Below are 23,538 nucleotides of genomic sequence, written 5' to 3'. Positions count from 1 at the left end.
AATCCTTGTTGACGAATTAGTAACCTATTATAAGCAGAGGCAGGTCAGTGCTTTTCTGACGTCCATTAACCTTAAATCAAACTTTTCTGTGTTCTGGGCTAGTGAATGAAATACCGTTTCTGTAACATTTCTTATCAACTCGGCTTGCTCAGAACTATAGTTGCATTTGCGATAAGTCAGTATTACTTTAATCGCCTCATCTGTAGATTGTGGGTTTTCATAGGCTTCAAAATGTAGACCAAACTTGGCGATATTTCGCTCTGGTTCAAGGAGTTCAAAATCAACGTTATGATCGTTTTCTAATGCAATGGCGGTATTTAAAATATTTTGTTGATGGAACTGAATATACACTTCACATAAATTGTCAGTACTTGTGGCAAGCGGTTGTGCTGCCACTGCTTGTTCAACATTTACAAATGGTACATCGCTGTAGGGTAAAGAAGCATGAATGTCGTTTTTAACTTGGCTGATCAGTTCATTTACTGTGAGTGTTTCTGAAAATTTGACTTGATTTAGTATTACATTAGTGAACAACCCAACCGTATCCTGATAACGAGGATCATCTCGTCCGTAAGTCGAGGTTCCAACCAAGAGTTTTTTACTTGAGCTTAGATAATAGACTGCTAAAGATATCGCTGCATAGATCACATGAAACAGTGAAGACTTGTTTATTTTTGCTATTTTATTGAGCCCAGTTGATACGCTGTGAGTAAATGAAAACGTTATAGAATCGCCTGCCACTGACTGCTCATTTGCTTTATTCTGTTGATAAAACAAAGGAGCAGCTTGCTCAACTTTTCCTAGGTAGTGTAGCCAGTATTGTAAGTGTTGTGCTGTGGTGTCTGACTGGTTTTGTGCTAACGCGTATTGGTGGAATTGCGTAGCAGCTGTTTCCCATGTCGGTTTTTTTCCTGCAACATATTGACTGTAAGCGTAAAATAGATCATTAAATAGTACGCTAGTAGACCATTCATCGAAGATACTGTGATAAATTAATAAACAAAGATAGTGTTGGCCCTGCTCATCGTGGACAAATCGAACTCTAAGCGGTAATTCATTGAATAGATCAAAGCTGTAGTTTGCTTCTTGAGCCAATAACTCCGTGGCGCTACTTGCTCCTTGCGTCGCAGATGAAAAAAACCATTGATAATTATTGAGACTAGATGCAGCAATAACCCGCTGTAAAACGGTTTCGTGCTGATCCTGAATAAGTAAAGTACGCAGGGCATGATGGCGGGTTATTACGTCAGTGAAAGCTTGATGGAACGCATTCTCGTTAACCTGCTCTGAAAATTTAAGTGTAAAAGGGATATTGAACATGGAGTTACGGCCATTATCAAATGTTGCCATATAACTCTTTTGCACTAATGATAGTGGCGCAATGATTTCTTCGTCAAGATAGGGGATAACCTCAGTGGTCAATGAATGCTCTGAATACTGGGCAAAGTCAGCTAATGCGTATGCGGAAGGTGCACTGAAAAAATCACTAATGGTGATGTCAATTTGATGCAAAGTTTTTAGTTTGCCAATGACACGCGTAGCGAGTAGTGAGTGGCCACCTAACTCAAAGAAATCATCATTAATATCAATTTCTTGGTTGTTAAGCACATTTTTAAACTCGCCGAGAATAGCATTCGCAATGAATTGCCGATTGACATCCATAGTTTTACTTAAAAGAGAAGCCCTGTGTGGTGTCGGATCGTTGTTTGCCAACATAGATCCACGGCTGAATAATGGAGTAATGGCGATGTTGTCGTCAATCTGAATTTTCTCGATAAAAGCCACAAACTGTTCAAGCAAAAATGCGCCTATAGTGCTTGAAATAGTGTCGCCCGTCGTTAACTCCAATCGACTATGGCCGTCAATTTCAAATTGGATCGCTAAGGTTATATCGTAGTCTGAAGCTATTGGTGGAACTGCTAACGTTGTTACCTCTATGTCATCAAGTTTGAGGTGGTTGGAGGCATCATCAATTTGGGTAACTAAAATGTTGGGAAGTGAGTGTCTGGGGGTTTTGGTTGCAGAGAAAATTTGCTCAATTGATAAGTTATGAGCAATACCGTTGAGCAAATTGTTACGTAGCTCGGTGATCGCAGATACGACCGATTGTTCAGAGTTAGTGATGGTGACCGGAATGACGTTAGAGCTAGACTCTATTTGGTTTAAATTGGTAATTTCATTGGCGCTGATCACTGGTATCAATAAATCAACAGCCGTTTTCTCAAAGAGTTGATTCAGATACAAGCCAAACAAGGTTAATAGTGTTTGAAATGCAGAGGCCTGTGCAGTTATGCTTAATGTTTCGATTTTGCTAGTAGTAATGTCTGTGTAATACCGATGCGCTTTTACTGTTTGTTGCGTAATTGGTTTAGTTGCAATGTTATGCACCGTCGCATTGTGGGTCTGTGTTACATAAAAATGTGCTGGCAAAGTAGTGTGAGTAAATCCTTGTGGATACTTATCAGCCCAGTATTGTTTGGTTGTGGACACATTATTTGCTGCTGTTGAAATTGTTCGCATCTCGAGAGGGATGTCTTTTTTTTGGTAGTAACAATTGATTGCCGTGAAAATAGGTTTCCAAGCACTATCATCGAGTAAAATGTGGTGACCTAAAATGGCTAATACAACTTCGTTGTCAGACTTTGACAATAACCAAAACTTAATAGCTGGTTGAGTTGCTAAATCGATAGCAATACTTTGCTTTTGCAATAAGAAATTAATGGCCTCATCATCTGAATTGATAGGAATAATATCTATTTGGGTAGTGTATGTTGTGTTATGGGTTTTGCTCAACTCACCGTTGTTATCCAATGCATAAACTACATTCAGGTTTGAATCACCTTGATATAGATGTGTTAATGCAGTTGATAACTGTGTTAGGTTTATATTACCGATGAGCTTTAACGCCGCTGCGAATGGCCCTGAAGCGGCTAGCGGATCTTGTTGGTGTAGCATCCAGGCCCGTTCTTCAGCGCTAGAAAGTGGTTGCTTATTTTCGCTATGATTATGTTGAATGCTTTCTTCGGTTAGCGTGTTAATAATCCCTAGGCTCTGTAATTCTTTTTCAAAATCATCGAGTTCTTGCGAATTTAAAATTGACTTTTTGGCCATCCTATCAATATTCCTTTTTTGAGCGTTATCCAATTTATATAAACGATAAAACAATTACTGCGTAATCAATGAAGTGAATCGCTTCATTTAGCTATTCGATGCTTTAACAGCACTTTAAATTTATGTTCAATAAAGATGATATACGATATTTTATTGAATGCAAGTAATTATCATTTGCGTATTCGCTTGTATTTAATAGGCCAGCCAGTTAGGATAAGTCGCTGTTATTAAGTTCATGTTTGTCATTAAATAGCTAAATGAGTATGCGATTTCTGATACACAGCTAGGGTTATAAAACTCGGGAGTAGCTAAATTTTGTATATACTCTTTTTGCAAGAAAGTGATTATTGAAGCGTTCTTTTATCACAAATTTTATCCACAGGAGGCGGGTATATGCCGCTAATTTCTACTATTTACCGGCCACTACTGGCACTTGCCTTACCACTAATATTTATTCAACTATGTCAGGCCTCTCTTGGTTTAATTGATACAATGATCGCGGGGCAGTTTCATTATAATGACTTATCTGGAGTCGGGCTGGGTAGTAGTATGTGGACCCCTGTCTTTATTTTTTTTACCGGCATTATGTATGTGTTAGTTCCTAAAACTTCTGAACTGGTTGCAAGCCATAAAAGAGGTGAAATATATCGATTATTTTTACAAGGGAAAAAAGCCGCATTTTGGTTGGCTATAGTTGGCTTTTTATTAGTACAATTACTTGCGTTTTTGGCTCCTTGGATGATTGCAGATGCGGCAGTGGCAACTATTTGTAAGAATTACTTACATTGTGTTGCCTTTGCTATGCCAAGTTTGGTGTATACATTACTTTATCGATTTATTAGTGAAGGCGATAGTACACTGCTGCCTATTGTTAAAACTGTTATTTTTTTACTCGTGATTAATACCTTATTGAATTTAGTGCTGGTTTTTGGCGTTGCTGGTATGGCTGGGCTTGGCGGAGCGGGATGTGGCGTTGCAACCGCAATTAGCGCTTATATAGCCTTTTTAATGATGAGAAATTGGGTGCAAAAATCAGTCCCTGAAATATCTCAAAAAGCGCCTCTGAAGAGTTGTGATAATGACGCGAAAAAAATACTAAAAGATGGCTTTCCGATTGGCGTCGCATTGGTAGTAGAAGTGCTGGCATTGACGACATTGGCATTTTTTGCATCGTCGTTGGGTGTTAAGCAAGTAGCTGCACATCAAATTGCAATCAATATAGCGATGGTCGCTTTTATGATCCCCTTAGCACTTAGTAGTGCGACAACGATTCGTATTGCAAGCCTTCCTAATGCAGCCGATTATTTAAGTCGTCGATTAACTGCCAAGGCGGCTATTTCTCTTGCATTTTTGTATGGTGTAATCGCAGCTTTAGTGATTATGACTTTTGGTCAATTGATATTACATGCTTTTAGTCATGATGAAAAAGTACTGATGTTGGCGAGCGGTTTGTTACTCTATATTGCTCTCTTTCAACTGTTTGATGCAATTCAAATTGTTGCAGCAGGTATTTTACGTGGCTTACAAGAGTTTATGAGTCCGCTGTTAGTTATATTGGTGGTTTATTGGTTCGCCGTGGTGCCATTTAGCTATTTTGTTGTTAATTATGGTTGGTGGGGGGGGAGCGCCGGAGTTGATAATATATGGCTCTTGTTAAGCACGGGACTGGCATTAGCTGCGTTAGTTCTTAGTATCAATAGCTTTAGAATAGTGAATAAAAAAGTGGATTTATTTGTTGCATCAGAAGCATAGTTGCCATTAGTGTTTTAAGTGCATAGACGAATACTTGCTAATGAGCGAGCCGTAGCCTATTTTTGCTGATTAATGATGTTGTTTTTTCCATAAGGACGGTGTACAACCAACCCAGCGAGAGAATGCTGCTGAAAATTTTGCCGGATTAGCATAGCCAACGGTTGTCGCAATATTCGTAATAGAGGTGTGTAGCGCTAATAATTCTTTAGCGCGCTCCATGCGTCTAATGGTTAAGTATTGATGTGGTGTGTAGCCTGTTTCTTGGCGAAATAGTCGAGTTAATGTTTTGGCATTTAACCCTGATAGTGTTGACAGGCCACTAACGCGAATATCCTCACCAAGGTTAGCTTCAATATAATCAAAAATATGATTTAGTTTAGAAATATTTTTGCTCGTAACACAAACTGTCGATTTTGTTACTAAATGGTGTAGTGCAAGTGACAAACCATGTTCAAAAAATGCAGATGTGCCACCATGAACCTCGGCTTCACGCAATAAAGCAATCATAATTGCAGAGACAAGCTCATCATTAAATAATTGCTTACTAACCTGTTGTAAATCTTCTGTCGTTACTTTTTTACCGTGACAAGCTGGAAGCTCATGCAGTTTAAAAGTAATACCTAACATTTCCATTGCTGGCGTAAAACCTTGAGGTGCAGAGCTTGGTAGAGCTATTCCTATTCGGCCTGGGCGCCAAATATCATCCAACTTCGTTTTATCAGTTATTCTTTTAGTACGTCCTCCCCCTGTTATACACATGCCTAAAATGGCATTAGGTTGTTCATCACCGTTGCCAACAAAGGCATCAAATTGGCAATGGCATAGCACGATAGATCCTGAGGGATTTGAGATCTGCGTTTTAACAACTCTGCCTAATATAGGTGGTGGTTGGTGCCATGCATTGTGATTATTCAGTAAGTTGTTCATCTAAAAGTATCTTTGTCGTTTTTGGATTGATCTGAAGCCTTTTCGGAGTTGAAATAAATACTACAACCAATGATAATGATTTTCAATCTCATTATTGCTATATCATAAAAAAATATAGCCCTATACCATTTCTGCAAGGAGGATAAGTGAAAAAGATAAATACTATTTTGTGGTCATTGCCGTTCATAACAACAATGACGGCGACAGTTCACGCTGCAACTGAAGAGAATACCTTGGCGATCGAGAGGATCACTGTGCAAGGTGAAAAAACCTCACGTTCAATACAAGAAACAGCATCAAGTGTTCTTGCACTGACAGAGCAAGAATTGAGAAATATGCCAGGGTTAAATAGTACTAATAACTTGTTAGATAAAATTCCAAATTTAGTTACCGTGGAGCCAGGTAATGAAGCTCCTACAGTTCGTGGTGTTGATGGCACCGGACCTGCCTCAGGCGCTAATGCATTTTTTGCGGGTACTCGCCCTCGGTTAAATTATCAAGTTGACGGACGTACTTTAGGTTTTAACGAATCTTTATTCCAAAATTCGAGTCTCTGGGATGTCCAGCAAGTTGAAGTTTATCGTGGTCCACAAAGTACCTTACAAGGGCGCAACTCAGTTGCAGGCGCAGTAATAATAACGACAGCAGATCCGACTTTTTACTGGCAAGGTAAAGTACGTGCAATGGTGGGGGGGCAAGATAAACGGGTAGGTTCTATAGCATTATCAGGCCCCTTAATTGACGATGTATTAGCATTTCGATTAGCTTATGATAATCAGTCAAGTGAGACTGCGGTAAAGTTTTCTCCGTATGCTGAAGAGAATGAGCCAAACCGTTACGAAAGTGAAGTGATCCGCGGCAAACTGCTATTCTCCCCTAATGATGATATGCGTTCAATCTTAACGTTAGGGCGAACCGACGGTAAAGCGCCACAGTCAGAGCGGGTGGTGCGTCCTTTTTCAGAGCGAGAGGCCGAATTTCCTAATCAACCTACGTTTCGCTCTATTAATACTTATGGTATTTGGGATACGAATTGGTTAATTTCAGATCAGATGGAGTTTGATCTCAATATATCTAGAACGGATTTTTCTACTAAGCGTCATGCATTAACTGGGCAAGGAAACCTTACTCTTGATGGCAAAGAAACGGTTATTCAACCCCTTTTAAGGATCACGAGTCAAGATCAGCGTTTATCGGGGTTTATTGCGGCTTATATTTTCCGCACTGACCAAGATGAATACATTGATTTATTTGCTGGTGGGACGTTTCGTGATGAAACGCAAAGTGATGCGGTTTTTGCTGAGTTAACTTGGCAATTCAATGATGCCGTTGATTTAACCCTCGGTGCTCGCTACGAAGAAGAAGATCGTTACCGAGTTGGTGGCGCGGGGCCGTTGCAACTGGACTTCTCTGAAAGCTATCGTGAGTTTTTACCAAAAGCAACCGTAGCATGGCAAGCAACTGATGAATGGACCATCGGTGTTACAGCGGGGAAAGCTTATAACGGCGGTGGCGCCGGGATCACATTTGCTCCCCCTTTTGAAGCCTACAGCTATGCGGCTGAATTTGTCACAAATTATGAAATTTTTACTCGGGCTAGCTTGCTAGATAACCAACTAACCTTTAATTCTAATATATTTTATAATCAGTTTGATGATATGCAATTACCTTTCTCGCTTGGGCCTCGTGCAACGGTTATTCGTAATGCTGATAAAGCGACAACCTATGGTTTTGAGTCAGGCATTAATTACGCACTTAATCAGCATAATAACGTTTATTTAAATATTGGTTTATTACAAACTGAAGTTAATCGTTATAACGATTTAACGATACAAGGCAAAGATTTCGCCAGAGCGCCGGCTTTTTCTGCTGACTTAGGTGTAACGAGTACGCCAATAGATGATCTAGTCGTAAGTGCTAACATTCGTTATACCGATGCGTATTACTCCGACGCAACCAATACTCCTCGCGGCAAAGTCGATGCATATGCTATTGCAAATGCACAAATTGCTTATACGTTTAATGCAATACGCTTTGCGATTACCGCGGAAAATATTTTTGACAGTGATAGTGAAGTATCGATCCTGACTGGTGCTAGTAGCGACACTGATGCGGCAACACTCCTTAAACCTCGAACATTAACAGCGAGCATCGAGTATAGCTTTTAATCAGTCATACCCTATAAGGTAATAAAATGCGCCAACGTACTTAGCGTTGGTGCATATCAAACTAATGCGTTGTCAATTATCTGGTGAACATTATCATACATGAACAATTTACTTTAACTCCTGAGTTAACGGATAAATACCAAAGTCGTGTACTTGAGTATGCACGTGAATTGCTGCAATTTGCATCGTTAACACCTGATGACGCTGGTTGCCAAACATGGATTGAAAAAAAGTTATCAATGCTTGGATCTAAAATAGATACGTTTGAAAGTCATGGGGTGAGTAATTTAATTGCTGTTATATCCAATGGTGATGGACCCGATGTAGGTTTTTGTGGGCACACAGATGTGGTGCCCGTAGGTAATCTTAATAAATGGCAAGCTCCACCTTTTGCCGGTGAAATTAAAAATGATTACCTGATCGGTCGAGGCATAGCAGATATGAAAGGCGGTATTGCCGCTGCGTTAGTTGCAGCTGAGATGCTAGTACTCGAAGGGAACTTTGTTGGGCGACTATGGTTTTTAATTACCAGCGATGAAGAGGGCGATGCTTTATTCGGCTCATGTGAAATTGTAAAACACTTTAAAGATGCAAAACAGGACTTGGATTATTGTATTGTTGGAGAACCAACATCAATAAAGCAATGCGGTGATATGCTAAAGGTTGGACGTAGGGGGGCGTTGAGTTTTGCCATTCAAGTTAATGGTAAAAGTGCACACGTTGCTTATCCGGCTCAAGGTATTAATGCTATCCACCATGCCTGTAGCATTGTAAAAGATTTAATGAAATTTGACTGGGATAATAGAGATAGCAATCAGCTAGGTACAACGATGCAAGTCACTCATATCGACTCAGGCTTGTGCAGCGATAATGTCATTCCTGATAGTGTAATAATTAATTTAAATATTCGTTATACCACGGCTTACGATGAAGATGATCTAATTCATTTAGTTACTCATATTGTAACGCGAACGACTAACGATTTTTCACTAACGACTTCGCATGCTTGCAAGCCTTATTACTCTGCAGAGAATAGTAAAAATAAACTTTCGCTAATAAAAGAATGTAAAAAAGCCATAAATCAATGCACTGGTTTGCTTCCCCAAACTTCAACAGCAGGAGGCACCTCCGATGGTCGTTTTTTCAGCGATATTTGTCCGCAAGTAATTGAGTTAGGTTTAACTAATGGGACCATCCATCAAGAAAATGAACGCGTTCACATTAGTGAGCTTAACACCTTAACGAATATTTATTTTGCGTTATTTAAAAAACTACTTTGCAAACAATGAACTAGCATAGCCTTTGCATTTCCAAATATATATCAAGTCTGATGGTGCTTTAAAAACTATAATTAAAAGCTACAAGTTGAAAATAGAAATTGTTATTTTTTAAATTTGATTTGATGGCAATGAAGCCATCGTACTATGTCTTATTTCAATGTAGTGGTCTACTAGAAACCTAGTTACGAATGATTCGTAGGGGTAAAATGGCAGCTTAAAAATTTTTAACTAGCGGTTTAAATTCGCATTCAGTAAGTACTTGCTCGTTGTTACATTGATAAAACACGGTTACACAAGTGTCTTGTGGCACTTGCTCTGAGAGTGTTTGGGTTATTTTAAATTGTAGCTGCCGCTCATTAAAAGCAATGAGCTTGGCGGCTTCAAAACCAAAAAACTGTTTAACGCTCGGGTAGAGTGCTTTAAAAACACTTTCTTTGGCCGAAAAAATCACGGTTAATGGATGTGATACCTGTTTGGCTAATCGTTGAAATTGAAAAAATTCATCAGGATGCAAAATTTGCTTTTGTAACTCTAGCTCTTGTTTTGCACTCATCAGTTGCTCTATATCAATACCAATTCCTGCAATATCGGTACTGTGAGCTACCATTGCCATTGCAGTTTGTTGGCTATGGGTAATGCTACCCACTATTTTATTAGGCCAAATGGGAGCACGATCTGCTGCGCTTATTAGTTCAAAATTATATATTTTAAGTGCCGCGAGCACGTGTTTAGCGCACACTCTACCAGCCAAATATTCGGCTTTTCTTTTATCTACAGCCTTATTCAATTGTGTAGGGAAAATAATTTGATGGGCCGCAAAGTCTGCATCGGTAAAACTCGCGGTTTCAAACTCACAGCAATAGTATGGATACTGCAGTTGTGGCCTGAGTTTTGTAGTTTGCAGTATTTTCATGAAAACTAAAATTTCCCTATGAATTTCTTTGAACATACTGATAGTACTTTATTTTTCAAAAAAAAAGTAAAGCTATTTATGATCATAACTAAAAATTATAGTTTTAATGTCCCAAATAATGGACTAAACCTCAATACACGGTTATCTTGGATATTGTTCAATTTTTGATAAGGAATTTTTATGATTGGCTATACAATGGTTGGCACTAATAACTTGGCAAAAGCAGTCGAGTTTTACGACAATTTATTAGGTGAACTTGGGGCACAACGTTTTTTAGAAAATGAGCGCTTTGTCGCATGGAGTACAGGGGCTGATCAGCCAGGTTTTTCAGTGACTCTACCGCATAATGATGAAGCTGCAACGGTAGGTAATGGCACTATGATTGCGATGTCGGTCGAGACTCCAGCACAGGTAGATGCTTTTTATGCAAAAGCAATTGAACTTGGCGCTACAGACGAAGGCGCGCCTGGGTCTCGTGAAATGCCCGGCTTTTATGTCGGTTATTTTCGAGATCTTGATGGTAATAAGCTCAATGTATTTTGCTTTACTGAAGTCGCTTAATTGTTAATTTGCATAGTAAGTTATGACTAAAGTAAGTGCTTTATTGGCGTTATTTGCAATATGTATTACGCCTGTGGCAAACACAGGCTCAACTGGCTTATAATAAAGTAGTAGTAAGTTGATCTATACAATGATGATGCCTGGTATGGCGTGGCTTAAAAAGGATAACGAAGCCCTATATTAACTGTAAACCAGCGAGTAATGCCGGGTAATATTTGGTTATCCAGCGGTGGCGTACTAATGACACCATCTTTAACAATAAACACGTTACTTGAGCTTGCTTCGGTTATTTCATTTAAGCCGTTATTCATTCGTTCAATATGGGCATTAAAGCCTAGCATTTTGCCTTGATAAGCAGGGATCACTTCGTAAATACCATCACCGAATAAAAAGCCGCGATCCATTGGTGAAATTTTAGCGTCTTGTGCTGCTAGGTACTCACCATTTAGGTAAACCGTACTCATGGGGAATCCTCATTGTTAATAAAACCGTCGAGCTGACGTAGCCGTGTAATTAGTTGTTAGCCATGTGTTGGGCTAAATTACCCATACTAATTTCGTTGCCACCATCACCACTCGCGATTGCTGGGCAGGCGGCTTGAGAGATAAAAAAGTCAAAGCAGCCACAATCGACAGATATATCTATGCCGCGCATATTGTAGTTTCGATTGCTTGACTGAATTGCTCATCACTTAACGAGTGTGGCATAACGCTTTGATCTCTTGAATAAGGGCAATACCTGCAGCGTTATCACCATGCACACATAAACTATCGGCATGTAAAGGCAGCTGTTTGCCCGATTGTGTGGTTACGCAGCCAGTGGCGAGTAACTGTTTAACTTGCGCTATTAGCGCAGGTTTATCATGCACACTACCCGCAACTTTCCGGGATACTAATTGACCGTCATCGGTATATTGGCGATCAGCAAACGCTTCTAAAATTAATTCAAGGTGATATTGTTGTGCTAGTTGTTGATGTTGCGCTGCTTTCGCAGTGGCGAGAATCATTAGTTTTAAAGGGCTCGGGTAACTGGCAATAGCTTGCATCACAGTGGTCAAAATTGTTTTATCGGCCATCATATCGTTATATAACGCGCCATGTGGCTTCACATATTCTAAAGTGAGGCCTTGTACTTTTGCCATGCCTTCAATTGCGGCTATTTGATAATGCAGGCAATTGCTTAGCTCTTGTGGCGTTAATGCCATGGAGCGACGACCAAAGCCCTGTTTATCAGGGTAGCTGGGGTGCGCGCCTATAATGACGTTATGCTGTTTAGCAAGCATCAGAGTACGTGCTAAAACATCACTATCACCGCCATGAAAACCACAAGCAATATTAGCCATATCAATATGCGGCATTACCTCTTCATCGAGGCCCATTTGCCATGCACCAAAGCTTTCTCCTAAATCACAATTGAGCTTCATCATTATTTCCGTTTAAAAAGCCGAGATATGGGCGTTTTGAATGTCGGTGATCAGCATATGACCTGGGCTATGTGTAATACAAAAGTCAGGTGCAGCATTGGCTATGGCTACTTGTGGCGTGACACCACAGGCCCAAAATACCGGTACTTCACCATCTTTAATGGTGACAGATTCACCAAAGTTAGGGCGATTAATATCTTTAATGCCTATTGCAGCTGGATCCCCAAAGTGAACTGGCGCTCCATGCACATCTGGAAAACGACTACAGATTTGGATTGCACGAATGGCATCTGCAGGCTTCATCGGTCGCATACTAACGACCATGTTAGCATGGAATATTCCGGCACTTTCGCAAGGAATATTAGTCATGTACATAGGTACATTTTTATTTTCCGTAATATTACGTATTTCTAAACCCGCCAACTTTAACGACTCTTCAAATGAAAACGAGCAACCAATTAAAAAAGTGACCAAATCATCGCGCCATTGCTCTTTGATATTCGTTACTTCTTCAATCAATTGGCCATTTTTAAAAATACGATAACGAGGTATGTCAGTCCGAATATCTAAATCATGAGCAACATTTGGAATGCTGGTAGCACCAGGCGTACGGCTACTTGCTACGATTGGGCACGCTTTTTTGTTTACTTGGCAAAATTGTAAAAAATCAAACGCATAGCGCTGCGGCAATATCACTAAATTAGCCTGTACAAAGCCGGGAACAAAACCCGATGTACTACCGGTATAATCTTCATTTCTGATCATATTACGAATAGCGTAAGGCGTAGTAAGTGATGCGTTATGTTGCATAGTATCCTCGTAAACTTTTAATTGTTGTTAATGCCACGGACGGTAACAGGCAAAGTGCCTTGCGCTGGTTTTTTACCAACTAGTACTTTTGCAAGAGCAGTGAAAGCTGGCCCTGCCACTTTAACATTATTATCTACATCTATGTTATACGCATAAGTTGCTAGAATTGCATCCGCATATTGGCCGAATGTGGCAATATCATATGGTGCCCTTAAACTAACAAAAATGGTTTTCTTATCAGCGTGCTGTGCTTGCTGAAGTAGTCTTTCAAGTGCTGGGCCTTGTGCCGATTTTGCAATTGCAAATACAGGGTTATCAGCCAGGTCATCCATGCCGCCAATTTCTACCGCGCTTTGATTTGGCGATGCATTGCCTGCGATGATGATATCCGCTTCATTGATTGCTTTTAACGTCGCAGTGGGCTCAAAGCCTTGTAAACTGGTGCAGCTAAATACAAGCGGTTGCTGAGTATTTTCTGCAATCGCCTGTTGTAGCGCCAAACACTTGCGGGTATCAGGCATGATGATATGTATTTTACTGTTTGCCGTCAGTTTAATCGGTAAGGTATGCTGGTCATTTTTAACTTGGGTAATGCCAGCAAGAGCCAGCTCAGCTTCGACTTTGCGATGATTATCATCACCTAAAATAAGGTGTGCTTTTTGCATTGCTAACGATTCGTTAAGCTCTGTGGTCAGTTTAAATTTACTTTTTAAATTGATGATTCGTTGCGCAGAGATGGCGACTTCGTCAGCGTTTAAATTACCTTTTTCAACTTCACTCACTAAGCGGCTGATCAGTTTATCTAATACGACTAAATCTTTTGGACTACGAATTTCAATTGGCATCAGAGCAATATCAACCCCGGCAGCAAAGGTATTTACAACGGCTTCAATTGGTTCGAAAAAGTGGCTAATACCAGCCATATCTAGCGCATCGGTGATCACCACACCTTGATAACCCATTTCATCGCGTAATAATTCGCTGATGATTTTATGCGACATCGTCGCAGGTTTGATCATGGTTTTGCCATCTTTACTCACAAATGTGCTGCTATCCAGTGCTGGGTACTGAATATGCGCAGTCATGATCATGCCAGGGTTTTGCTTTTTAATAATAGTTTGAAACGGAGGTAAATCTTTTTCCCAGATAGTTTCTTTATCGTGCATTACTTTTGGCAAGCCGGTGTGGCTATCAACGTTTGTATCACCATGGCCTGGAAAGTGTTTCAGTGAGGTAATTACGCCATTACCTTCCAAGCCAGCAACTTGTGCGCCACCTAAAATACTCACAAGTGTTGGATCTTCACCATATGAGCGCACATTAATAACAGGGTTATCAGGGTTCATGTTTACATCAACGGTTGGGGCATAGTTAACATTAACACCAATGGCTTTTAATTCATCAGCAATCACTTGTGCAGATTGTGTAGCAAACTTGGTGTCGTGAACCGCATAACTTGCGCCAATCGACATATTACCAGTAAATGAAGTGGCAATATCACGAGGAATACGTGCAACACGTCCGCCTTCTTGGTCAATTGAAATAAATAAAGGTGCGCCTAAGCTCGACTTTGCCGCAGCTTGTTGCATCGCATTATTTAATTTAACGATTTGTGCAATATTATCGATATTTTCAGCAAATAAAATTACCCCACCAATATTATGTTTAGTGATCAGCTTGGCTAAATCTGCAGGTAATTCAGTGACTGCATTACGGCACTTTTGCTCTGGTGTGTTCTCGCTGTCTTGCTTACAATAATAGCGGAAATCGAGCATCAGCTTTTGGCCAAGCTGTTGCTCAAGGGTTAAATTGCTCGCTGCAAAGGTCGATTTCATTGGTAATAAACACCCTAGTCCAAAGAGAATTGATGATATGGCAAACTTATTTAACACAGTAGACTCCAAAGCTGAATTGCTTATTTTATTTATGAATATTTTATTCCTGATGGTAATGCCATTTTGGATTGAAATACAACATATTTTGTCACATTAACGGTTTTTTTTCAGAACTGCAAAAACCACCGACGAATCACATTTTTGCCTGATAATTACATAAATATTAAGGCTTAATAGTTGTTTAGATGAAAAATAATATTAGACGGACTTTTATTAATGGTAATTCTCTTTTATTTCAAGTAATAATATATTCCATAATATTTGGTGGGTCGCCAAGAGAATAAATTAACAGCACGCAAAGGGGCAAATAATGGCAACAGCACAGGCACTATTTCAACAACAACTCAGTGATAAGCTGCCTGCCTCGGCGTTTATTGAAGATTACCCTAGGCGTTATGCTTTTGGCACTGATGCCAGCTTTTATCGTTTAGTGCCGCAATTAATCGTACTGGTTGCTGATCAACAACAAGCGCAACAGGTCATCAGTGCCGCTGCAACATATAAAGTTGCGATTACTTTTCGTGCCGCCGGTACTAGTTTATCAGGCCAAGCAATTACCGACTCTGTACTAGTGCTGCTTAGTGATTGCTGGTCTGGTTATCAAATTGAAGATAACGGCGCTGCTATTCGGTTAGAGCCTGCTATTATTGGTGCTCGAGTTAATGCAGTGCTTGCACCTTTTGGCCGTAAAATTGGCCCTGATCCCGCTTCAATCAATAGTTGTAAAATCGCTGGCATGGCGGCCAACAATTCATCAGGTATGTGCTGTGGCGTGGCACAAAATAGTTACCATACAGTAAAGGACATGACCTTAATCTTTGCTGACGGTACAGTGCTTGATACACGCAGTGAGCAAAGCCGTTCTGAATTTTTACGCAGCCATCAACCGTTTATTAACGATATCACTGCGCTTGCCCAGCAGGTTACAAATAATCCTGAGTTGGCACAGCGTATTGCTCATAAATACCGCTTAAAAAATACCACGGGTTATGGTTTAAACGCGCTAATTGATTACACTGATCCGATAGAGATCATTAAGCATTTAATGATTGGCTCTGAAGGTACGCTGGGGTTTATTGCTGATATTACTTACCACACGGTGATTGATCATGCTCATAAAAGCTCAGCGTTTATTATTTTTGATGATATAAGCCAAGTTTGTGAATTAGTAAAGCAACTCGCAACGCTTGATGTAGCGGCGGTTGAGTTATTGGATAAGCGCTCGCTTCTGTGTGTCGCGCAGCATGACATCATGCCTAAAGATGTGCATAACTACCCTGCAGATAGCGCAGCATTATTAATCGAATTACGTGCAGAAGACGCAATCAAATTAGTTAATTTACAACAACAAGTGGATCAGCTTGTCGCACATTTTAGTGCCCATCAATTAGCGATTATGGCGTTTTCAACAAATGCTAAGCGCAATGCATCATTATGGAATATTCGTAAAGGTACGTTCCCGGCAGTCGGTGCAGTGCGCGAAAATGGCACTACTGTGATCATCGAAGACGTGGCTTTTGAGCTGGATGTATTAGCTCAAGGTATTAAAGCTCTGCATCAATTATTTGATAAATATAGTTACGATGAAGCGATTATTTTTGGCCATGCCTTAGCGGGTAATTTGCATTTTGTATTTACCCAAGCGTTCGATACACCAGCGCAAGTAGCGCGTTATGAGCACTTTATGCGGGACGTGTCGCAACTGGTGGCGGTTGAACTTAATGGCTCATTAAAAGCTGAGCATGGTACTGGGCGAAATATGGCGCCGTTTGTGGCAACCGAATGGGGCACTGATGGCTTTGCTGTGATGCAGCGTATTAAACAATTGTTTGATACAGACCATATTTTAAACCCAGGAGTGATCATCAATACAGATGAAAACTGCCATATTCAACATTTAAAAACCATACCTAGCAGCGACGATATAATCGACAAATGTATTGAGTGTGGTTTTTGCGAAACCGTATGCCCATCAAAAGGACTCACTTTAACGCCGCGCCAACGTATTACGCTGTGGCGACGTCGCACTGAATTGGTTAATCAACTTAGTAACACCCGTGATATTAGCGAAAAACAGCACATTAATCGTCAGCTCAGCAGTATTGAAAAAGATTTTCAATATTTAGGTATTGATAGCTGTGCAGCAACCGGGCTGTGTGGCATGAAATGCCCTGTCGGTATTAACACAGGCGAATTTATAAAATCCCTGAGGGCAAAAAAGCAACGCAATGCGAAATTGGCGCCGCACATAGCCAGTTTTGCGGTCAAACATTTTGCGGTATTAGCAAATACAGCACGTTTTGGCTTAACCAGCATGGCGATGGTGCGAAACATCATTGGTGCACAGGCACTGCGTAGTTTAACCAAACCTGCTAATAAGCTGATTGGCACTCCACTTTATTATTCAGCGTGGCCAAGGGGCGAGCAACCAATTAATCACAGCATAGTACACGCACAACAGACTGATAAAGTGGTTTATCTTCCCAGTTGTGCCAGCCGGGTGTTTGCTGTTGATGAGCAAGCGGATGATCGCCGCTCAATTATGCAAGTTATGCATAGTCTCGCGACTAAAGCGGGAATTGAACTGTTACTGCCGATGCAAATCAATGAGCTATGTTGTGGCATGCCCTTTGCCAGTAAAGGCTTACCTGAACAGGCAAAAAGTAAAGCAGAGCAGTTACTCGATATCGCGCAGCAGATGTCTGAAAATGGTCGTTACCCGATTATTTTTGACGCCAGTCCATGTGCATTAACAAGCAATGAAGCAGCGCAACAGCGCGGTTTAACAGTACTCGAAAGCGCTGAGTTTGCTTATCAATATTTATTGCCTAAGCTGACTATCACAGCCCAACCAGAGCCGGTTATGTTACATGTTACCTGTAGTAGCAAACGCCGTGGCAGTGAACAACAACTTGTTGCCGTCGCTAAAGCATGCAGTAACGAAGTGATTATTCCGGCTGATATTGAATGTTGTGGCTTTGCCGGCGATAAGGGCTTTAACTTGCCAGAATTAAATGCAAATGCATTAAAAACGCTGCGTAACCAAATACCTCAAAATTGCAGTAGCGGTATTTCTAATAGCCGCAGTTGTGAAATTGGCTTAACTCAGCACAGCGGTATTAGCTACCAATCTGTGCTGTATTTATTAGATAAAGTGAGTCAAGTAAAATAGCAACGAAAAGCTAAAAACAAGCCTGTAATTAATTGCTTTTAGCTAAAATGCCTGTACCTTTATATCGTACTTTAAATTAAGGATTGATAATGACTTATATTTCTGCGGTAGGGGATCTCATAATATTTATTAACCTATAGAGTTGCGTCATGTTTACTAAATTAACATATAAATCAATTTCATTGCTCAGTGCTATTTACTTAGTAACTCCAGCTGTTAACGCCTATGAGCCAGCCACTAAAACCAAGCGTGACGAATTTGTAGATATAGCGACGGTAATACCTACAGCGATATTTGATATTCGTTATTACAGTGCTAACAACTTTGTCGGTCAACCTGTTGATGGTTATAACGCACCTAAATGCTTATTACATAAAACGGCAGCAAAAGGGTTGCAGCAGGCACATAAACAAGCGCAGCAAGCAGGCTATAATTTAAAAATTTTTGATTGTTATCGACCACAACGTGCCGTTGACCACTTTGTGCGTTGGGTTAACGACGAAACTGACACAAAAACTAAAGCCGCTTATTATCCTAATTTAGGAAAAGACCAGTTACTCGGTGATTATATCGCAGCTAAATCAGGCCACAGCCGTGGTTCAACGATTGATTTGACATTGACTGACAGTAAAGATCAAGCGCTAAATATGGGTTCACTATTTGATATGTTCGATACCATTTCTAATACTGACGACCCGCGTATAACGCAAGAACAACAAGCGAATAGGTATAAACTAAAAAACCTTATGCTTGCCGCCGGGTTTTCACCTTACGCAATGGAATGGTGGCACTTTACCTATCAGCCACAAGCCTACCCGAATACCTATTTTGATTTTGTGGTAGAGTAATTAAAACTGATCTTCAATGGGGGAATAATTAATAGCGATTTCAATAGTATCAATAATGGTATATTGCTTTAAGTCACTTATTGTTGATTTCAAGTCGGTATTTTTATCGACTAAGAATTGATAAGTGTGCTTTGTAATTTTTTTTGTGTTATAGGTACTTTTGAGTGCAAGCGGAATATCATCGCTTTTCAACGTGATAAACACGGCTCCAGTGACAACTCCCTGCTCCGATGTCGTGTGATTATGGACAGTTGTTCCTTTGAGCAATTTATCCGTTTTATAGCTAATTTTTTCCCCGTTATTATTAATTGAACTGCTAACTAAAAGTGTTGTTTCTACATCTTTTAGTTTTTGTGGAGTTTTCAAAGCCACCTCTTGAGCTTTTTCATCATTAGAGTTGATGTTATTTTCGGCATTACCAGCTGGCGTTTCATTTTTATTACATCCACTTGTTAGTGCAATTGATATTATAAGTAATTGTAATTTAATGTTATTTATCATTGTTTAAACCTCTTCATTTACCTTTATTTACATTTTGCTTTCTTCGGTTAACATCACTTAGTGTACATTGTTCTTGGTGATGAATGTTAACCAAATTAAAATTATAACAACAGAGGATTATTAATGTATCAATTTAAAGTAACAATAGTTGCTTCGATGGTTACGGCTATTTTGGCATCGACTCAAGTACAGGCTACTGAGCAAACTCGATTTTTTAATGCGCCAAGCGTTAGCCCTCAAGTTCAATTTAATCCGCAAGTAACTCAGCAACGTGCATTAGCTGAACGTAGAACGGTATCGGGGCATGATTCAATTTTTGATGCTCAGATTGGCAAGGCAACGTTTCTTTGGCAAGCCGTCGGTCAAGCAAAACCTAATATGTCAGTTATTTTGCCTGAACAAAGAAATGCATACGCTGCAGATTTTTATTTAAATGCTTTAACTGGTTTCAGTGCTAGTAAAAAAGGTATGTCAAATGCAGTGCTTGCAGATTTATCTAAACAAAAAAGTGGTTCTGTAACGGCTAAATATAAACAACAGGTACATGGCGTTGAAGTTTTTAACCGTGAATATAACCTTATCATGGATAAGGAACATAACTTGGTGGCAGGATCAGGCTATTTTGCTAACACAAGTGCAAATATTAAACGTTCATTAGCCCCACTAGCTGATTTTGTTGGTGCAGAGCAGAGCATTAAACAAGCGATTAAAAAGCTAGCAGATATTAATGTATCACTTACAAAATCAACAGAACAAGGCGATTACGTTAAATACAGTGTAACAAATCAAAGAGGTGATAAGGTTGTACTTGGCCAGCCGCGCGCTAAAAAAGTATTCTTTGAGGTTAATGGTCAACTTGAATCAGCTTATTATGTTGAAGTTGAAGTTGCAGATAAGAATAATTTAGAAAGCGACTATTTCAGCTATGTTATTGGTGCAAAAAATAGCAAAGTATATTTCAAAAAAGATCTGAAAGCGCATGCTGCTGATTTTAACTACCGAGTATGGGCTGATGCAGATGGTTACCCATGGGAAGGCCCACATGGTGATGTTATTCCTGCTGATGCTCCTGATCAAACAGATGAAACTGAGATCCTTGATGCACCGATAGTGAGCCTTTCTTATTACAGTAAGTTAAGTACCATGGATCCATGGCTTACTGATGATGCTACAACTACATCTGGTAATAACGTATTTGCATATGCCGACGTGATAGCACCACAAGGTTTCACAGAAGGTGACTTCACTGCTGAAACAACCTCAGACTTTACATTTGATTACCCCTATCAAGTTGATCAAGCCGCGAATAGTTACGACAATCGCAAAGCGGCAATTGTTAATTTATTCTACATGAATAACTTTTTGCACGACTTCTTCTATGATCATGGCTTTGATGAAACTTCGAATGTAGCTCAGCTCTCTAACTATGAGCGCGGTGGCATTGAAGGGGATCCAATTGAGGCTCAAGCACAAGATAATAGCGGTTTAGATAATGCTAATATGGCAACACCAGCCGATGGTGCAAGTCCACGTATGCAAATGTATTTGTATAGTAGTAAAGACGCAAAAGTAGGCACAGACTTTGGTGTGGTCGTAACTTCTGATGCAACTATTGGAGTTCTTGAGTCTTCTAAAGTCTCGGGTTTTGGTCAATTCCAATTTGCTGATGTTGCAGCTGAAGTTGTACGTTTGGTTGATGGTAATGACATTGATTCAGATAGTGTTTTCGATGGCTGCGAACCTGCAACTAATGGTGTTGAGTTAGCTGGAAAAATTGCCCTAGTTGATCGTGGTTCGTGCAACTTCACGGCAAAAGTTTTACATGCTCAAGAAGCGGGTGCAATTGGTGCAATTGTCGTAAACAATGCTTCTGACACCGATGAGCCAGCGGCTATGGGTGGTGAAGATGATGCGGTGTTAATCCCTAATATGGGCCTTAACTTTGCTGATGGTCATCTGATGTATGACTCTATAAGTGCAGGTAATACGGTTACCGTTAATATGTTCAATAATGCTAAGTTAAAAGATGGCACACTAGATAACGGTATTATTGCGCATGAATGGGGTCACTATATTAGTAACCGTTTAGTTGGTAACTCTGCGGGTTTAATTAACTTTCAAGGCCGCGCAATGGGTGAAGGCTGGGGTGATTTCCACTCACTTATGTTTATCGCAAAAGCGGATGATATCAACATTGCAGGTAACGACAAGTTCCAAAAAGCATACGGCAGTGGCACGTTTGTTGAAGACTTCTACAATGGTATTCGCCGTGTACCATACTCTACAAATAAAGCAATTAATCCACTTTCATTCCGCCACATTACTGAAAATGCAGGGGCAGATGTTGGCATTTCACCAACAATTGTAGCCTCTCCACATGCAGCAGGTGAAATTTGGGCGACTATGCTGTGGGAAAGTTATGTAGCATTAATTAATGAACATGGTTTTGAAGATGCACAAAATCGCATGGCTAACTACCTTGTAGCTGGCTATAAACTAACACCAATTGCGCCTTTATATACTGAAGCACGAGATGCGATTTTAGCAGCAGCATATGCTGTTGATAGCAAAGATTATGAGTTGATTTTAGGTGCATTTGCTAAACGCGGCATGGGCTTAGGAGCTGTAGCGCCAGATCGTTTTAGTGAAAATCTAACCGGTGTTGTAGAATCTGACAAGGCGGAGTTGGCTAGCTTTAGCCTCAAAGGTGTGGCTATTGATGCTAACTACAATGGTGCAGAGCTAGGCTTTTGTTCAAATGACGGCGTTGTCGATAAGGGAGAAACGGCCACATTAACTGTGAGTATTACAAATACTGGTAGTAAAATACTTACTGAAACGCAAGCTCAATTGACTGTAGTCAGTGGTCATGATGTGACATTTGAAAATGATGGTGTAGTTATATTTGCTGATACAATGCCATTTTCGACTACAACGAGTTCACCTATTAAGTTTACCTTAAATGAGTCAGGTATAGCTGAAAACTTAGAAATTGAAGTATCATTTCCCGAGTTATCTGCTGACGATGAAATTGTCGAAGCTGCCACTGAAAAAGTTACTTATTTGGTCAATATGGCTTTTGAAGAAAAACAGCTAGTTGGCGTGCAAACTATGGATAACATGGAAGTAGCGAGTGCATCATTATTTGACCTAAAAGAAAGAGTAATGTTCGGTGGTGATTTAGCTAAAGGTACACAAAGCATTGTAGCTGATGATAATGTTGCCTTTTTAAACAGCTTTGGTTTTGAGCTTGGTGAGCAAACGATGTTCTTGCAGAACAACGATTTTCAATCAGATGTAGCGATAGAAACTAAAGGATTTGATATTGGCTTTGCTGGTGACTTTGCAGTGTCATTTTGGCACTTTTATCGTATTGAAGACGAGTGGGATGGTGGTGTTGTTGAAATTAGCGTCAATGGTGGTAATTGGGTTGATGTGACTGATATGGGGGGCACATTTAATCGAGGTTACGATGGTCCGCTAGTTGAGAGTGACTCCCAAGCTATCCAAGAGCGTGATACGTTTACAGGTAGTAATATCAATCAGGATGACGTATACGGTAACTATGAAACAATTAATTTTGGTAGTGCACTAAATGGTAATAGAGCAAAACTACGCTTTCGACTTTCATCAGATGGCGCTGTTGGTGATTTAGGGTGGTGGATTGATAACCTTAAATTTAACAATATAACAACGCCAATCTTCTCAGCAGTAATTGCTGGCGATGCAGTCGTCGCATGTGATAACGCAGCTCCTGTAGTAACTGTTACCGGTGAGTTAAGTATCACTGAATCAGTAAGCAGTACTTTAAATGCTGTAGCCACAGATAGAAATGCAGATGAACTTACTTATATATGGACACAAGTAAGCGGCACAACAGCAACACTATCTAATGCAGATACTGCAGTACTTAGCTTTACGCCTGGCGCAATCACAAGCGACGAAGAAGTTGTGTTCGAAGTTGCGGTCAGTGATGGTACGGTATCGGTTACTGAGCAAGTAACGGTTGCCGTAGGTAATGAAGCTGAATCTGTGGTTGAAAAGCCTAAATCGAAATCAAGTAGCGGTAGTCTGGGCTTCTTGATGCTATTACTTACTCCATTAGCAATATTTGGTCGTCGCCGTAAGCGTTAATCATAATATGAGTAATAATTAAGAAAAGCCCTTGCAGTTAGCT

Annotated in this window: 16 protein-coding genes; 7 read left to right on the top strand and 9 right to left on the bottom strand. The window is 40.2% G+C overall.

Features of this window, described 5'->3' with window-relative positions; genetic code table 11:
* Positions 1–27: 27 nt before the first annotated feature.
* Complete coding sequence (locus tag HHO47_RS01775) at positions 28–3,111, bottom strand: condensation domain-containing protein (protein WP_169018318.1); 3,084 nt, start codon at positions 3,109–3,111, stop codon at positions 28–30.
* Between the two features lie 393 nt (positions 3,112–3,504).
* Between HHO47_RS01775 and HHO47_RS01770 the strand changes: the two genes are divergently transcribed.
* The gene (locus HHO47_RS01770; RefSeq protein WP_169018316.1) at positions 3,505–4,863 is read left to right on the top strand and encodes an MATE family efflux transporter; all 1,359 of its coding nucleotides are present in this window, start codon (positions 3,505–3,507) and stop codon (positions 4,861–4,863) included.
* 69 nt (positions 4,864–4,932) lie between these two features.
* On the opposite strand, the gene HHO47_RS01765 is transcribed toward HHO47_RS01770, so the two are convergent.
* Positions 4,933–5,790 (bottom strand): helix-turn-helix domain-containing protein, encoded by an 858-nt coding sequence (locus HHO47_RS01765; protein WP_169018315.1) that lies wholly within the window; start codon positions 5,788–5,790, stop codon positions 4,933–4,935.
* Between the two features lie 146 nt (positions 5,791–5,936).
* On the opposite strand from HHO47_RS01765, the gene HHO47_RS01760 reads away from it, so the two are divergent.
* Together HHO47_RS01760 and dapE are read left to right on the top strand one after the other, a co-directional pair.
* Positions 5,937–7,958, top strand: coding sequence for a TonB-dependent receptor domain-containing protein (locus tag HHO47_RS01760; protein ID WP_169018308.1), 2,022 nt, complete (start codon positions 5,937–5,939; stop codon positions 7,956–7,958).
* 83 nt (positions 7,959–8,041) lie between these two features.
* Positions 8,042–9,247, top strand: coding sequence for a succinyl-diaminopimelate desuccinylase (gene dapE / locus HHO47_RS01755; RefSeq protein WP_169018306.1), 1,206 nt, complete (start codon positions 8,042–8,044; stop codon positions 9,245–9,247).
* Between the two features lie 205 nt (positions 9,248–9,452).
* Here the strand turns inward: dapE and HHO47_RS01750 are convergent, their stop codons facing one another.
* On the bottom strand, positions 9,453–10,151 hold the full coding sequence (locus HHO47_RS01750) for a 4'-phosphopantetheinyl transferase family protein (RefSeq protein WP_169018304.1): 699 nt from the start codon (positions 10,149–10,151) through the stop codon (positions 9,453–9,455).
* Positions 10,152–10,331: 180 nt separating this feature from the next.
* Here HHO47_RS01750 and HHO47_RS01745 point away from each other — a divergent pair, with 180 nt between their 5' ends.
* Positions 10,332–10,712: a VOC family protein gene (locus HHO47_RS01745; RefSeq protein ID WP_169018302.1), complete on the top strand. Its 381-nt coding sequence runs from the start codon at positions 10,332–10,334 to the stop codon at positions 10,710–10,712.
* A 155-nt stretch (positions 10,713–10,867) separates the two neighbouring features.
* On the opposite strand, the gene HHO47_RS01740 is transcribed toward HHO47_RS01745, so the two are convergent.
* Genes HHO47_RS01740 through HHO47_RS01720 form a run of 5 tightly spaced genes read right to left on the bottom strand, consistent with a single transcriptional unit; the run spans position 10,868 to position 14,780 of the window.
* Positions 10,868–11,176, bottom strand: coding sequence for an aminotransferase class IV (locus HHO47_RS01740; protein WP_432651924.1), 309 nt, complete (start codon positions 11,174–11,176; stop codon positions 10,868–10,870).
* Positions 11,177–11,225: 49 nt separating this feature from the next.
* Positions 11,226–11,393 (bottom strand): glutamate cyclase domain-containing protein, encoded by a 168-nt coding sequence (locus HHO47_RS01735; protein WP_348981629.1) that lies wholly within the window; start codon positions 11,391–11,393, stop codon positions 11,226–11,228.
* A 10-nt stretch (positions 11,394–11,403) separates the two neighbouring features.
* The gene (locus HHO47_RS01730) at positions 11,404–12,135 is read right to left on the bottom strand and encodes a 5-oxoprolinase subunit PxpA (protein WP_169018671.1); all 732 of its coding nucleotides are present in this window, start codon (positions 12,133–12,135) and stop codon (positions 11,404–11,406) included.
* A gap of 12 nt (positions 12,136–12,147) precedes the next feature.
* On the bottom strand, positions 12,148–12,945 hold the full coding sequence (locus HHO47_RS01725; protein WP_169018297.1) for a putative hydro-lyase: 798 nt from the start codon (positions 12,943–12,945) through the stop codon (positions 12,148–12,150).
* A gap of 17 nt (positions 12,946–12,962) precedes the next feature.
* Complete coding sequence (locus HHO47_RS01720; RefSeq protein WP_169018669.1) at positions 12,963–14,780, bottom strand: glycoside hydrolase family 3 protein; 1,818 nt, start codon at positions 14,778–14,780, stop codon at positions 12,963–12,965.
* Between the two features lie 370 nt (positions 14,781–15,150).
* Here HHO47_RS01720 and HHO47_RS01715 point away from each other — a divergent pair, with 370 nt between their 5' ends.
* Positions 15,151–18,012 (top strand): FAD-binding and (Fe-S)-binding domain-containing protein, encoded by a 2,862-nt coding sequence (locus tag HHO47_RS01715; protein ID WP_169018295.1) that lies wholly within the window; start codon positions 15,151–15,153, stop codon positions 18,010–18,012.
* A gap of 149 nt (positions 18,013–18,161) precedes the next feature.
* On the top strand, positions 18,162–18,860 hold the full coding sequence (locus HHO47_RS01710) for a M15 family metallopeptidase (RefSeq protein WP_169018293.1): 699 nt from the start codon (positions 18,162–18,164) through the stop codon (positions 18,858–18,860).
* Here the strand turns inward: HHO47_RS01710 and HHO47_RS01705 are convergent, their stop codons facing one another.
* Positions 18,861–19,361 carry a hypothetical protein gene (locus HHO47_RS01705; protein WP_169018291.1) on the bottom strand — a complete coding sequence of 167 codons (501 nt, stop codon included), beginning with the start codon at positions 19,359–19,361 and terminating at the stop codon, positions 18,861–18,863.
* Positions 19,362–19,484: 123 nt separating this feature from the next.
* Between HHO47_RS01705 and HHO47_RS01700 the strand changes: the two genes are divergently transcribed.
* Positions 19,485–23,495 (top strand): rhombosortase-dependent M36 family metallopeptidase, encoded by a 4,011-nt coding sequence (locus tag HHO47_RS01700; RefSeq protein WP_169018289.1) that lies wholly within the window; start codon positions 19,485–19,487, stop codon positions 23,493–23,495.
* The last annotated feature ends 43 nt before the right edge of the window (positions 23,496–23,538 follow it).

The organism is Pseudoalteromonas arctica (assembly GCF_012927645.1).
Classification (GTDB): Bacteria; Pseudomonadota; Gammaproteobacteria; order Enterobacterales; family Alteromonadaceae; genus Pseudoalteromonas; species Pseudoalteromonas arctica_A.
Note: the sequence above shows the minus strand (reverse complement) of the source record. Positions and strands in the feature narration are given on the sequence as shown.

Excerpts from the sequence above, each read along its gene's own strand:
- HHO47_RS01775 (WP_169018318.1), bottom strand. The coding sequence starts at position 3,111 with ATGGCCAAAAAGTCAATTTTAAATTCGCAAGAACTCGATGATTTTGAA.
- HHO47_RS01770 (WP_169018316.1), top strand. The coding sequence starts at position 3,505 with ATGCCGCTAATTTCTACTATTTACCGGCCACTACTGGCACTTGCCTTA.
- HHO47_RS01765 (WP_169018315.1), bottom strand. The coding sequence starts at position 5,790 with ATGAACAACTTACTGAATAATCACAATGCATGGCACCAACCACCACCT.
- HHO47_RS01750 (WP_169018304.1), bottom strand. The coding sequence starts at position 10,151 with ATGAAAATACTGCAAACTACAAAACTCAGGCCACAACTGCAGTATCCA.
- HHO47_RS01745 (WP_169018302.1), top strand. The coding sequence starts at position 10,332 with ATGATTGGCTATACAATGGTTGGCACTAATAACTTGGCAAAAGCAGTC.
- HHO47_RS01740 (WP_432651924.1), bottom strand. The coding sequence starts at position 11,176 with ATGAGTACGGTTTACCTAAATGGTGAGTACCTAGCAGCACAAGACGCT.
- HHO47_RS01730 (WP_169018671.1), bottom strand. The coding sequence starts at position 12,135 with ATGAAGCTCAATTGTGATTTAGGAGAAAGCTTTGGTGCATGGCAAATG.
- HHO47_RS01725 (WP_169018297.1), bottom strand. The coding sequence starts at position 12,945 with ATGCAACATAACGCATCACTTACTACGCCTTACGCTATTCGTAATATG.
- HHO47_RS01720 (WP_169018669.1), bottom strand. The coding sequence starts at position 14,780 with ATGAAATCGACCTTTGCAGCGAGCAATTTAACCCTTGAGCAACAGCTT.
- HHO47_RS01715 (WP_169018295.1), top strand. The coding sequence starts at position 15,151 with ATGGCAACAGCACAGGCACTATTTCAACAACAACTCAGTGATAAGCTG.
- HHO47_RS01710 (WP_169018293.1), top strand. The coding sequence starts at position 18,162 with ATGTTTACTAAATTAACATATAAATCAATTTCATTGCTCAGTGCTATT.
- HHO47_RS01705 (WP_169018291.1), bottom strand. The coding sequence starts at position 19,361 with ATGATAAATAACATTAAATTACAATTACTTATAATATCAATTGCACTA.
- HHO47_RS01700 (WP_169018289.1), top strand. The coding sequence starts at position 19,485 with ATGTATCAATTTAAAGTAACAATAGTTGCTTCGATGGTTACGGCTATT.